15 protein-coding genes are annotated in these 12,605 nt (G+C 52.4%); 13 read left to right on the top strand and 2 right to left on the bottom strand.

The features are described from left to right. Window positions 1–33: 33 nt before the first annotated feature. Complete coding sequence (locus P398_RS0110415) at window positions 34–345, bottom strand: hypothetical protein (RefSeq protein ID WP_024370338.1); 312 nt, start codon at window positions 343–345, stop codon at window positions 34–36. Window positions 346–528: 183 nt separating this feature from the next. Here P398_RS0110415 and P398_RS0110410 point away from each other — a divergent pair, with 183 nt between their 5' ends. The 10 genes from P398_RS0110410 to P398_RS0110365 all read left to right on the top strand — a co-directional run bounded on the left by P398_RS0110410 (window position 529) and on the right by P398_RS0110365 (window position 8,775). After that, on the top strand, window positions 529–1,392 hold the full coding sequence (locus P398_RS0110410; protein WP_029335139.1) for a cation diffusion facilitator family transporter: 864 nt from the start codon (window positions 529–531) through the stop codon (window positions 1,390–1,392). An 87-nt stretch (window positions 1,393–1,479) separates the two neighbouring features. Further along, on the top strand, window positions 1,480–1,956 hold the full coding sequence (locus P398_RS0110405) for a GNAT family protein (RefSeq protein WP_029335137.1): 477 nt from the start codon (window positions 1,480–1,482) through the stop codon (window positions 1,954–1,956). Window positions 1,957–2,002: 46 nt separating this feature from the next. After that, the gene (locus tag P398_RS0110400) at window positions 2,003–2,989 is read left to right on the top strand and encodes a LacI family DNA-binding transcriptional regulator (RefSeq protein WP_029335136.1); all 987 of its coding nucleotides are present in this window, start codon (window positions 2,003–2,005) and stop codon (window positions 2,987–2,989) included. A gap of 109 nt (window positions 2,990–3,098) precedes the next feature. Next, complete coding sequence (locus P398_RS0110395) at window positions 3,099–4,043, top strand: carbohydrate kinase family protein (protein ID WP_029335135.1); 945 nt, start codon at window positions 3,099–3,101, stop codon at window positions 4,041–4,043. Next, window positions 4,040–5,470: a sucrose-specific PTS transporter subunit IIBC gene (locus tag P398_RS0110390; RefSeq protein ID WP_029335133.1), complete on the top strand. Its 1,431-nt coding sequence runs from the start codon at window positions 4,040–4,042 to the stop codon at window positions 5,468–5,470. The genes P398_RS0110395 and P398_RS0110390 overlap by 4 nt, the downstream gene beginning before the upstream one ends. Window positions 5,471–5,488: 18 nt before the next feature. Then, a complete protein-coding gene (locus P398_RS0110385) occupies window positions 5,489–6,907 on the top strand; it encodes a glycoside hydrolase family 32 protein (protein ID WP_029335131.1) in 1,419 nt (472 codons plus the stop codon). Window positions 6,908–7,027: 120 nt separating this feature from the next. Then, complete coding sequence (locus P398_RS0110380) at window positions 7,028–7,327, top strand: hypothetical protein (protein ID WP_024370345.1); 300 nt, start codon at window positions 7,028–7,030, stop codon at window positions 7,325–7,327. A 73-nt stretch (window positions 7,328–7,400) separates the two neighbouring features. Then, window positions 7,401–7,823: a hypothetical protein gene (locus tag P398_RS0110375; protein ID WP_029335129.1), complete on the top strand. Its 423-nt coding sequence runs from the start codon at window positions 7,401–7,403 to the stop codon at window positions 7,821–7,823. 97 nt (window positions 7,824–7,920) lie between these two features. Then, complete coding sequence (locus tag P398_RS0110370; protein ID WP_029335127.1) at window positions 7,921–8,337, top strand: hypothetical protein; 417 nt, start codon at window positions 7,921–7,923, stop codon at window positions 8,335–8,337. 24 nt (window positions 8,338–8,361) lie between these two features. Then, window positions 8,362–8,775: a hypothetical protein gene (locus P398_RS0110365; protein ID WP_235263341.1), complete on the top strand. Its 414-nt coding sequence runs from the start codon at window positions 8,362–8,364 to the stop codon at window positions 8,773–8,775. Between the two features lie 22 nt (window positions 8,776–8,797). Here P398_RS0110365 and P398_RS0110360 read toward each other — a convergent pair whose 3' ends face one another. Beyond that, window positions 8,798–9,643 carry an alpha/beta fold hydrolase gene (locus P398_RS0110360; RefSeq protein WP_029335123.1) on the bottom strand — a complete coding sequence of 282 codons (846 nt, stop codon included), beginning with the start codon at window positions 9,641–9,643 and terminating at the stop codon, window positions 8,798–8,800. A 116-nt stretch (window positions 9,644–9,759) separates the two neighbouring features. Between P398_RS0110360 and P398_RS0110355 the strand changes: the two genes are divergently transcribed. From P398_RS0110355 to P398_RS0110340, 3 genes are all read left to right on the top strand, one after another. After that, window positions 9,760–10,755, top strand: a complete 996-nt coding sequence (locus P398_RS0110355; RefSeq protein WP_024370350.1) for a helix-turn-helix transcriptional regulator — start codon at window positions 9,760–9,762, stop codon at window positions 10,753–10,755. Window positions 10,756–10,971: 216 nt separating this feature from the next. Next, window positions 10,972–11,832 carry a metal-dependent hydrolase gene (locus P398_RS0110345; RefSeq protein ID WP_029335120.1) on the top strand — a complete coding sequence of 287 codons (861 nt, stop codon included), beginning with the start codon at window positions 10,972–10,974 and terminating at the stop codon, window positions 11,830–11,832. Window positions 11,833–11,840: 8 nt separating this feature from the next. After that, a complete protein-coding gene (locus P398_RS0110340) occupies window positions 11,841–12,596 on the top strand; it encodes a DUF817 domain-containing protein (RefSeq protein WP_029335118.1) in 756 nt (251 codons plus the stop codon). Window positions 12,597–12,605 lie beyond the last annotated feature (9 nt).

The following is a 12,605-nucleotide window of genomic DNA, read 5'->3' as shown; positions in this document are numbered from 1 at the left end:
TCCTCACTTAAAAAGCGAGACGCGACAGGCGCCTCACTTCTTCTTACTGAGTAAATCCGACAACTCGTCGATGAGCGCCTTGTGCGTGGCGAGTTCTTTCTTCTTTTCATCGTTCGGGTTGATCGGGCGTTTCGAGCGGCTTTGGAGCGCCTCGAGCGTCTCGTCGATCGACGATTTCAACGTGTCGCGGTCTTCAGGCTTGAGCGTGACTTCTTGCGGGTTTTCACCGCTTGCGTCGAGCTCTCGTAACCGAGCCATCAACTGTTTGGCCTCACGATTTAAATCCGATAACAATCTGTCAATTTGTTCCAAACGTAATTTAATACCATCTCGTTCTGTGAACATACGTTTCACCTCTTTTTACGGGTTAACCACAAGGGTCTCTTCATGATTACTTTACCATATTTTTCGTAAGACGAAACTACCGGGAATATATTCCATTTATATTGGGTGTGGCAAACACTGTTTCTCTATACCCACTCAAAGTCGACCTGGTATACTAACGAGGCTAAAAAGGGAGGTGGTCGGATGGATTCGGCGAATCATCCACCAAAAGCGCTCAAAGGCGCGATATTATCGATTACGACGTATATGGTCTTATCTGTATTAAAAGTCGTTTTCGGATATATTTATAATTCAGAGGCCGTCCTCGCCGACGGTTTCAACAATACGACCGACATCATCGCCTCGATCGCGGTCTATATCGGCATCCGGATCGCCGCATTGCCAAGGGACGCCGAGCACAAGTACGGTCATGCGAAGATGGAGACGCTTGCCGCACTTGTCGCGTCACTGATCATGGTCGCCGTCGGGGTGTTCGTCTTGTTGAACAGCCTGGCCAACTTGATCGGCGGCGAGTACGTGGAACCGAACCCGCTCGCAGCGCTCGTCGCCTTTTTAAGCGCACTCGTCATGTTCGGCGTGTACGCCTATAATTCGAATTTGGCGAAAAAGACACGATCGTTGGCTTTGAAAGCAGCGGCGAAAGACAATTTGGCCGACGCGATGATCTCGATCGGGGCAACACTCGGGGTATTGTTCGCCTACTTTAAACTACCTTGGATGGACACAGTGCTTGCAGTGCTCATCGCAGGGATGATCATTCGCACGGCGATACAAATCTTCCTCGATGCGACGCACCAATTGTCAGACGGCTTTCCGCCCGACCTCGTCAACGAGTATGAAGAGACGATCGGCGAGTTTGAGTCGGTGAAAGAAGTGCGTGAAATCAAAGGACGCCATCTCGGCAACCACGTCATGCTCGACGTGACGATCGCGGTCGATGGCGAGCTGACGGTCGACGAGGCCCACGGTTTATGTGACGAAATCGAGCGAAAACTCGATGAGCGCCATGCCGTCGATTCGGTCCACATTCACATCGAACCGGTTTGAGGTTCGGTTATCTTTTGCGCTACACACCGCGCTTCGTATATAATGAGTGTGGAAAGACTTAGGACTAACTGTTAAGGAGGGCACGGGATGGAAATCGTGCGTCAACCTATTCGTCAGATTGATGAGATCGAATATGAACATTTTCAAAAATACGGGGAAAGCTCGTACGGCATTTCAGCTGAAGAGTTGAAGGGCATCTTCGTCGAGATGGGAACCGAGCATGTGTATTCGGCCGATGAACATAGTTACGGGGAGGACTTTTATTATGATCTTCTCGTCGACGGGAAAATCGTCGGTAAAGTGCTTCTTCTCAAGCTCGCTCGCGTCTATCAACTTGATTTGATGGTGTTCGACCCGTATAAAGACAACGGGTATGCGACAGAAGGGTTACGCCTCGCGCTTGAACAGTCGGACTTAAAAGCAGGTCATACGGTTCGTGCCGGCATCCCGCCGACGAGCCCGCATCAAGAGGCAACGCGCCTTGTGCTCGAAAAGAATGGCTTCGAGAAACGGAACGGGCTCTTTTATTTAAACTTTAAAAAACGATACGTAGTGAACCACTGAACTGACGGCGTCTAGCGCGTCAGTTTTTTCGTATGGAGGTTTTCGGATGAGACAAGTGACAATCAATGACATCGCCAAGCTAGCCGGCGTCGCCAAGAGCACCGTCTCCCGTTATTTGAACGGGGGTTCGGTCGGGCAGGCGACACGCGAAAAGATTGAGCGGGTCATCCAAGAGACGAACTATGAACCGAACCAGTTTGCCCAAAGCTTGAAATCAAAACAAACGAAGATGATCGGCGTCATCGTGCCGCGGCTCGACTCATACGCCGCCTCGCGGACGATGATGGGCATCGATGAACGCTTGACCGAACGGGGTTATCAAATGCTCGTCGTGAACACTGCCCAACAGACAGAGCGAGAGATCGAACAGCTATACAACTTAGCGAAACAAAAAGTCGCCGGCATCATCTGGCTCGGGACGACGGTCACCCCTCGCCATTTACAGGCGATTCAAGACATCCAAATTCCTGTCCTGTTGATCGGACAGGAGCATGAGCTCGTTCATAGTCTCGTCTATCCCGATTTTGATGCGGCTTATGCCCTTGGCAGACAATTCATGGACTGGGGGCATCGTGAGGTCACCTATGTGGGCGTCGAGTCGTACGACATCGCTGTCGGCCAAGCGAGACGAGGCGGTTTCTTGAAGGCGTTTAACGAGGCGGGCGCAGACGTCAAGACGTATACGACGACGTTTAAAATCGACGACGCGATTCCGATTGGGACACAGATTGGACAGGAGCAAACGTCATCGCTCGTCGTCTGTGCAACCGATAATATCGCCCTCGGGATACTGAAAGGGTTAGCCAATAGCGGAAAGACCGTCCCTGGAGACGTCTCGGTGAGCGGATTTGGCGGCTACGATTTCACTGAAGTACTGCATCCATCTCTTACGACCGTCCACCTTCCATATCGAAGGACGGGAGCGAAGGCGGCTGACATGATTCTCCAGTTGTTAACAGCTGATGTCATCCCGATGAAAACGTTCACAACTTTTGAATTAAAACTACGAGAAAGCGTTGACATTTTAAATTAAATCGATTACATTTGTGTTGTGGAACCGGTTCCGCAACATTTTTTATTCGTTTTTGGAACTGGTTCGATAAATGATACGAAGCAATATATTCAGACATGGAGGTGGACGGATGAACACCGTACATTGCATTGGTGAACTATTGATTGACTGGGTTTGCGAGGACGCATCGAGCGACCTCGTCAACGGAACGACATTCGTGAAAAAAGCGGGAGGCGCGCCGGCCAACGTGGCTGCCGTCGTCAGTAAACATGGGGGCGAGTCGAGCTTCCTCGGACAAGTCGGGGCGGATCCGTTCGGACAGTTCTTGAAAGAGACGCTCGAAGCGAACGGCGTCGGCACGGACAACTTGGTCGAAGCAGGCGACACGACGTTCGCATTCGTCTCGATTCAAGCGGACGGAGAACGTGACTTCACGTTCCGACGTGGAAGTGACGGCGACTATGCGTTCGAAGCGATCGACTTATCGAAGTTCAAATCAGGGGATATCGTCCATTTTGGCTCGGCGACAGCACTCCTTGACGGTGAATTGAAAAACGCCTACTTCAAGTTGCTGCAATTCGCCAAACGCGACGGGCTGTTCGTCTCGTTTGACCCAAACTATCGCGACGCGCTCGTGACAGACCTTGAGGCGTTCAAACAAGACTCGCTCCACTTCATCGCCGAGGCTGACTTCGTCAAACTGAGCGAAGAAGAAGCGCACTTGTTGACCGGAGCCGAAACCCTCGACGAAGCGGTCGACGCACTACTCAAGCTCGGCGCGAATCGCGTCGCCATCACGCTCGGCTCGCGCGGCACGTTAATCGCGACAGACGAGACGCGAGACATCATCCCGTCGGTGTACATTGAAAGCGTTGACTCAACGGGTGCCGGTGACGCATTCGTCGGCGCGTACTTGTATCGTCTCGCCACACTCGGCGTCGAGGATACGCGTTTACAGAAGGATATCGAATATGCGAACGTGACCGGCGCCTTGACATGCACCGCTTACGGCGCGATTCCAGCCATACCGTCGCCACAACGTGTTCAACAAATGTTAGGAGGGAAACTGGAATGAACTACAGACAAGAAGCAGAAGCGATTTTAGAGGCGCTCGGCGGAAAAGATAACGTCGCCGCAGCCGCCCACTGTGCCACCCGGCTCCGTCTCGTCTTGAACGACGAGTCGAAAGTCGATGAGAAGAAACTTGACGCGTTAGATGTCGTGAAAGGGACGTTCTCGACGGGCGGACAATACCAAATCATCATCGGTACAGGTACGGTCAATAAAATTTATGCTGAGTTCTCCGAATTGACAGGTCTCGGCGACATGTCGACAAGCGACGTCAAGTCGGCGAGCGCGAAGAAAGGCAACCCGCTCCAACAGTTCGTGAAGATGTTATCTGATATTTTCGTACCGATCATCCCGGCCATCGTCGCCGGTGGTCTCTTGATGGGGATCAACAACTTGCTCACGGCACCGGACTTGTTCTTTGACGGCAGCTCACTCATCGACCAGTATCCAGGCATCGCTGACCTCGCAGCCATGATCAATACGTTCGCCAACGCCGCCTTCGTCTTCCTGCCCGTCCTGATCGGATTCTCCGCGGCCAAACGGTTCGGGGGCAACCCATATCTCGGTGCCGCCCTCGGGATGATCATGGTCCACCCGGATCTCGTCAACGCCTACGCGCAAGCGACGGTCGGCGATATCCCGGTTTGGAATATCCTCGGATTTGAAATCGAGAAACTTGGTTACCAAGGTCAAGTGTTACCAGTACTCGTATCGGCTTATATCTTATCGAAGCTCGAAATCAACATCCGTAAATTCATGCCGGCATCGCTCGACATCTTGCTCACACCGCTTCTCTCACTCCTCTTCACAGCGTTCATCACGTTCGCCTTTGTCGGACCAATCACGCGTGAGGCAGGGAACTTGATCATCGATGGTCTCGTTTGGACGTACGACTCGCTCGGCTTCTTCGGTGGCCTCGTAATGGGACTCTTGTACGCACCAATCGTTATCACTGGGATGCACCACAGCTTCATCGCCATCGAGACGCAACTTCTCGCCGATATCGCACGTACGGGCGGATCGTTCATCTTCCCGATCGCTGCGATGTCAAACGTCGCCCAAGGCGCGGCTACACTCGCGGTCTTCTTCTTGACACGTGAGAAGAAAATGAAAGGTGTCGCTTCGGCATCAGGTATCTCGGCACTACTAGGCATCACGGAACCGGCCATGTTCGGGGTCAACTTGAAACTCCGGTACCCGTTCATCGCCGCCATCATCGGTTCAGGGATCGCCTCGGCGTTCATCGTCGGTCGCGAAGTTCTCGCCGTCGCACTCGGTGCAGCTGGTCTTCCAGGGATCATCTCGATCGCACCGACATCGATCGTATCGTATATCATCGGCATGGCGATCTCGTTCGCTGTGGCCTTCAGCTTGACGTTCGTTCTCGCGAAGCGCCAGGCGAAAAAAGAAGCGGTCAAACAAGCCGCATAATCAAAAGGAGTGATTTAGATGACTTGGACGAAGGCGGAACGTTATCGTTCGCTGCGTGACGTGAGTGCCCTCGACATGGAGACGCTCCGCACGAAAACGGCGGCCTCACCGTGGCGGTTCGGATATCATATCCAACCGCCGACAGGCCTCCTCAACGACCCGAATGGATTCACTTTCTTCAACGGGGAATACCACATGTTCTATCAGTGGTTCCCGCTCGGACCGGTACACGGTCTGAAACATTGGTATCACGTCACATCGACGGACCTCGTCACGTGGACTGATCGCGGGGTGGCGTTAGTCCCGGAGACGACCGAAGACTCGCACGGCGCTTACTCAGGTAGCGGCTTTGTCGCTGATGGTGAACTCCACGTCATGTATACGGGTAACCACCGGACGGACGACTGGACGCGTCACGCCTCGCAACTGATCGGCGTGTTACGAGATGGTAAGATCGAACGACGGAACGTCGCCATCCCGGACGTACCGGCTGGCTATACGGAGCACTTCCGCGATCCAAAAGTATGGTTTGAGAATGGGTTCTACTATGCGATCGTCGGGGCCCAGCGCGAGAACGAGACCGGATGTGTTGTCTTGTATCGTTCAAGCGACTTAAATGACTGGACGTTCCTCGGAGAAGTGAAGACGGGCCTCGACCCGTTCGGTTACATGTGGGAGTGTCCGGACGTGTTCGAACTGAACGGTCAGCACGTGCTCGTATTCTCGCCACAAGGCATCGAGCCGGACGGACATCGCTATCACAACATCTATCAATCCGGCTACTTGATCGGGAAGCTTGATGTGGAGACGTTGACGTTCACACACGGCGCGTTTGAAGAGCTCGATTTTGGGTTTGACTTCTATGCCCCGCAGACGACCGAACATGACGGACGTCGCGTGCTCGTCGGTTGGATGGGCTTGCCGGAGATCGAGTATCCGACGGACCGATTCGGTTGGGCACACGCCTTGACGCTACCGCGCGAACTGTCGATTGAAAACGGTGAGCTTAAACAACGTCCGGTGAAGGCGATGACAAAGCTACGCCAAGACGAATTCGTCAACGCCTCCGGGACTGCGATGAATGCTTCGACACCGAACCGCTACGAACTCGAGTTGACAACAGATGGGTCGGACTTCACGCTCGAGCTGCTTCGAGTCGGAGACGAATCGCTCGTCATCCGGTACGATGAAGCGTCTCGTGAGTTGACGATCGACCGGACGAACGCTGGTGAGCCGTTCGCGACCGAATTTGGCACGACGCGTACGAAAGTGATGGACGTCACGTCTCTCCATCTCTTCGTCGATTCGTCGAGCGTCGAATGTTTCGTCAATGACGGTGAAGCCGTCGCCACGCTTCGGGTGTTCCCGAGTGAGCTCGACAAAGGGCTACGCTATGAGGGTGGCACCGCGACGTTGACTGGTTGGACGTATGAATAAGAAAAAGCTGGGCTTCGGCCCGGCTTTTTTGTTGTTCCAAAATGTAACGATTTCATGTTTTGCTTATGATAATGTAAAAATAGGTAATTAATTACATAAAAAATGGAGAGTGATACTCTAATGTGGATTATATTTGGATTACTGGCGATTGGGGCGACGTTATTCAATTTGTACACGTTCAGCGTTGGGAAAGACTTCAAACTGGCGATGGCAATTGCGTTGTCGCTGACCGCACTCACGCTATGTGCCGAATATAGTTTGATTGCGATGTGGGTCGAAGCGGAAGACTGGGCGGCTTTAGCGGACGTTGTACCAGGCATGGAGCGTGCGCTATGGGTACTGACGATGACTTCAATCGGATTGAACGTGCTACCAATCTTTTTAGAACGGGCTAAGGAGAAGCAGAAGTCAAAAGCTTAAAGTGATATTAATGAAACGTTCTGTACACGTTTTGCGTATGTAAAATGATCAGACAGATAGGAGGGCGAATATGATGGGCAGACTGTTGAATTTCATTAATGAAGTGAGAAAAATTACGCTACCGTATGGGTATGGCAGAGAACGATTCAAGGCAGTTGAAGCTGAAGAGATGAATCATGTGAAAGTCGCTGAATCGTTGGAAGGGACCCGATTCAACGACCAGTTCCTCGTCGAATACAATCGACTGCAGGACATCAAGGTATTCGCGGATATGCTTCGCAACGCGGACGAGTTGATGGACACGACAGTTCAGCGTGAACCGGATTTTGATCTTGAAATCCGTTATAAAGATGACGGGACAGAACGCTATCAACTTTGGCTCGGCCGAAGAGGGACACCGAGCGTCTTCATGAACGTCACCGAGACGCACCTCGTCTATAAAGTGGCATCTGACGTCACGGATCGTTTGATTGTGACGCTAGGAGTCGATGACTGAGCGCTTTACTTAAGTTTTTTCTGTCAGACGTTAACGATGAAACCAATTACACCTACCACTCGTAAAGAAAGACGACAATATATGGAGGTGGAGTCAGATGAAACGTCGGGGCAAATGGATGACGGGTATAGCCGCATTGACAGTCGGCTTACTCGGGGGTTGCGACACGAACGAGCTCGTCGCTGAAGATGTCACAGAGGTGAGAATTGCCGAGTCGGTCGACTTTGGCCGGTTCCAAGAACGAGATGTCCTCACGTATGACGAGCTCGAAGACGTCAAAGTGTTCGCGGACATGATTCGGAATGCAGAACAGCAAGCGGGAATCGTAAATATGGCGACGCCTGAGTATGATGTGGAAGTCCATTATCAAGGTGAGAAGGTCGACCGCTATTACGTCTGGCTCGGCGACCTAGGCATGCCGACGAGCATTATGGATGTGACCGATACGAATACGGTGTATCTCGTCCCGACAGACGTTACAGACGAGTTGATTCGATTGCTCGAGCGTGAGTGAACATCTAAAACGAGGTGATGGTTGTTGAAGCAATCAATGAGGCGAATCGGTGCATTCACAATCATGGCGTTCGCGTTGACCAGTTGTGGCTCGAACGATTTTAGGACGGACGGGATTGAAGCTGTGACCGTCTCGGAATCGGATGGGTTTTACCGATTCCAAACGGGTGACCTCATCACGTTTGACGAACCGAAAGCGATTCAAGTATTCGAAGATATGCTTCGTGAGGCAGAGAGAATTCCGGGGATCGCCAACGTGGTCGGGCCGGAATACGATCTCGAGGTCCGCTTCGAAGACGAGGAGACTGACCGCTATTACCTCTGGCTCAATGAACTGGACGGTGAGAGCAGCCTTTACGATGCGGACGATACAGACACGGCTTACCTCATTCCGGTAGACGTGACCAATCGACTGATTGAACTACTCGAAGCAGACTAAAAAAGACACCTGAACAGGTGCCTTACGAATTAAAACGGATGAAACGCTCGATTTGTTGCTCGCTCTTTCGCGCTTGTCGACCGATCCAAATCAAGTGACCCGGACTGTTCAAAATCGTGAGCTGTGCGTGCGGGATGAGCCGTTTGGCATGGTGGGCGTGTCGTACGGGTACGGCCTTGTCATTTTTTGAATGGACGATATACGTCGGGCACGTCACCCCGAGCAACGCCTCGTCAGGGACACGTTGACGCAGGTCAAACTGCGCCCCGAGCCCGAACGCCATCTGACTGGCGACGCGTTTCAATAAGAAGATGTCGTACGGCGTCACTTCATCCCGAATGGCATCTAACGCGAGCAGGCTCGTCGACTGAATCATGCGGGCCGTCGCCTCGAATGGCTGTTTTTGAATCGCGCGGAACACGAACTGTTTCATCGCGAACTGTGCGGCAATGAATGGAGGTTGGGCGATGTTTCGACTGATGTAGCGACGGTACGGGAAATCGACCTCGCTCGTCACGGCGGCGGCGAGCGTCAGACTGAGGGCCCGGTCGTTTCGTGAGGCAAGCTCGATCGAAGTCGGACCACCAGCGGAGATGCCGTACACATGATAAGCGCCGATGTTCATGATATGCATGAGTTGGCGCAAGTTCTCGGCGAACGCTTGCGGCGTCGCCGAAAATGAGTACGGAGTCTCACCGTAACCGGGTCGAGATGGGACAATGACCCGGAAACCAGACAAGACGAGCCGGTCCACATGGTACGGTTCGAGACTCGATGATTGGGTACCATGAATCAAAACGACGACAGGACCGTGACCGCGGTCGATGTATTCGATTTTCGTGCCGTTGACGTGGGCGTAATGTTTCACAGCGACGATTGCCTCCTTAAACGAAATGTAATGGAAAATAACTTTATTTCATGGAAATAACATGATAATGTCTCTTTATACATATTATATAGACAGAAATGAAAGGGGAACATACCGTGAACAACCGAGAGCGGTTACTCGAAGTAAGACGGTTCTTTGAACGCCATACGGACGACAATCATCCGAAGACGTTAGAGGACCTGCTTGCCTACTTATCTACGATTGGTGATACTTCTAAGTTAGCAAAAAAATCCGTGAAAGACGACATCCAAGCATTGACCGATTCGGGGTTCGAGGTGCAGGATGAGCTCGAGAAGAACGGTCTTGCCAAAAAATATTGGCATTCGGCCCGCTTGTTCGAGAGCCATGAGCTGCGGATGATGGTCGATGCAATCGTCGCCGCGAAATTCATCTCTGAGGACGTGACCGAGCAGATCGTCGACAAGCTCCGCAATTTGACGAGCATCCCGGAAGCGGAGACGCTCCAATCGATCATCAAGACACCTAAAAAGAAAGTGAACTATATCCCATACCATATCGACCGAATCCAACGGGCGATTCAAGAACAAAAAGCCATCTCGTTCCAATACACGGACGTCGTCGGGTTCGACGTAGCCAAGCGGACGTTCCCGCTTCGACGTGACGGGGAACGGTACGTCGTCAATCCGATCGATTTGCACTGGAATCACGAGCAGTATTACTTGATCGGCATCGACGAATCGATCGGGGAGATTCGCAACTATCGGGTCGACCGTATCGTCAACTCAGAGATCGTCGAAGACGACTCACCGCGTCAAAAACATCACTTGCCGGATGACTACTTCCAAAAGTCGTTCAATATGTATAACGGGCTCGATGAAGAAGTCGTCCTGGCCGTTGACGAACGGGTGCTCCCGGTCATTTTCGACAAACTTGGGGAAGATGTGTCGATCACGGAAGTGAACGATCGATTCCACATTCGTTTCGATGCGGCCGTATCGGACGGGTTCGTCTTCTGGCTCTTGTCGCTCGGCAATCAAGTCGAGGTGCTCGAGCCGGTGACGCTCCGTGACCATATGCGTGAGACGATCGAATCGATGGCAAGCCGATATGCGAAAGCGAGCATTCATTGAATCGAATGATTTGAAGTTGTGATATACTGCTTGCGACACTTGTAGAAAGGGGACAGGCGGATGTTGAACTGGATGCCATTAATCATTCCGATTGTCGCTGTCATTTTTGTCGCTGTCGTCGCAAGACGCGCCATGAAAATGGACCAAGATAAATAAACTGAGGACATCCTTCTCGTTTTGAGGAGGGTGTCTTTTCAAAGAGAAAGGAGGGATACTGTGGATACGATCACACACACGCTGTTCGGACTCACGTTATATGGGGCAGCAGATAAGCGCGAGTTACAGAAAAATGAGAAACGCGCGTTGCTCGTGACGACGCTCGTCGGGAGTCAAATCCCAGATGCGGACGTCATCTCTCGGCTGTGGGACACCGAAGGAATGTATCAGATGTGGCATCGCGGCATCACGCACTCGATTTTCCTCGTCCCGCTATTCGCGCTACTCATCTATTGGCTCGTCCGCGTTCTCTTTAAAGTAACCGATACACGTTATTTTTACTGGGCAATGCTTTCCGTGTTCATCCATAACACGGCCGACGTGTTCAACGCCTGGGGAACGGGTTACTTTGAGCCGTTGTCAGACGCTAGGCTCACATTCGGCGTCATCCCGATCGTCGACTTCGTCTATTGGGGAATTTTCCTCGTCGCGTGGCTCATCGCGCGCCGGACTGACGTGAGGCACACGGTGTACCGTTACGCCTGGGCTGCTATCCTTGTCCACGTCTTGATTCAAAGTGCACAAGGGGCGTACCTGTATCAGTCGTACGCGAAAGATCATGAAGAAGTCGCATTATCGGCGTCGTTCATCCCGACCCAGTTCACGGTCGTCACGAAGACGGACGATACTGTCTGGATTTTCAGTGATTCAGTGTATCAATCGTCTGAACTTCAATATGAATTGACGAGTGCGGACGACGCCGACTTGACTCCGCTCTTTGATGAGAATAAAGAGGCACTCACGCTGAAGCAATGGTCACCCTTCGTTGTCGTTGTCGAGGAAGACGAGCGACTCGGTCTATTCGACCCGCGTTTCTTTGACGGCGAGTCGTCATTCCTCTACGAATACATCGAACTGTAGGTGATCCGATGCGACGCCTCCGATACTTATTCATCTTCGGCTACGAACAGGCGCTCAGTTGCCTCTTCGCGGTCGCCATCTTCGGCGCGCTCGCGTTGACGAAATGGGTCGACTTTCCGATTCCGCGCTACGACGTCCTTCTCATCTGGTGTCTGGTCGTCCAAGTTGTGCTCGTGAAGACGGGGCTCGAGACGATGGAAGAACTAAAAGTCATCAGTTGGTTTCACGTCATTGGACTCGGCCTTGAGCTGTTCAAAGTCCAGATGGGCTCTTGGAGCTATCCGGACGAGGCACTGACGAAGCTGTTTGGTGTCCCGCTCTATGCTGGCTTCATGTATGCGAGCGTCGGTAGCTACGTCGTCCAGTCGTGGCGTCGGCTCGACCTCGAGTTTTTGAAGATGCCGCCGCCGCTCATCGCCTTCGGTCTCGGGATTGCCATCTATTTTAACTTCTTTTGGCACCACATTTGGCTCGACTTGCGCTGGGTGTTGATTGGTCTTGTCTTTCTTACGTTCGGTCGGGCCATCGTCACGTATCGGCTCGACGACCGTCGTTTCACGATGCCCGTCGTCGTCGCCTTCTTTTTGATCGCCTGCTTCATCTGGTTCGCCGAGAATATCGTCACGTTCTATAACGGTTGGGCGTATCCGAACCAGTTGAGCGGCTGGGCGCTCGTCGACCTCGGCAAACTCTCGTCGTGGTTCTTGCTCGTCATCATCAGTATCTTACTCGTGGCGTGGCAGAAGCGACGCCAAGAATGGTAAACACAGGCA

Origin of the sequence: Exiguobacterium aurantiacum DSM 6208 (assembly GCF_000702585.1) — a bacterium.
Classification (GTDB): Bacteria; Bacillota; Bacilli; order Exiguobacteriales; family Exiguobacteriaceae; genus Exiguobacterium; species Exiguobacterium aurantiacum.
This window is presented reverse-complemented; position numbering and strand designations above follow the sequence as displayed.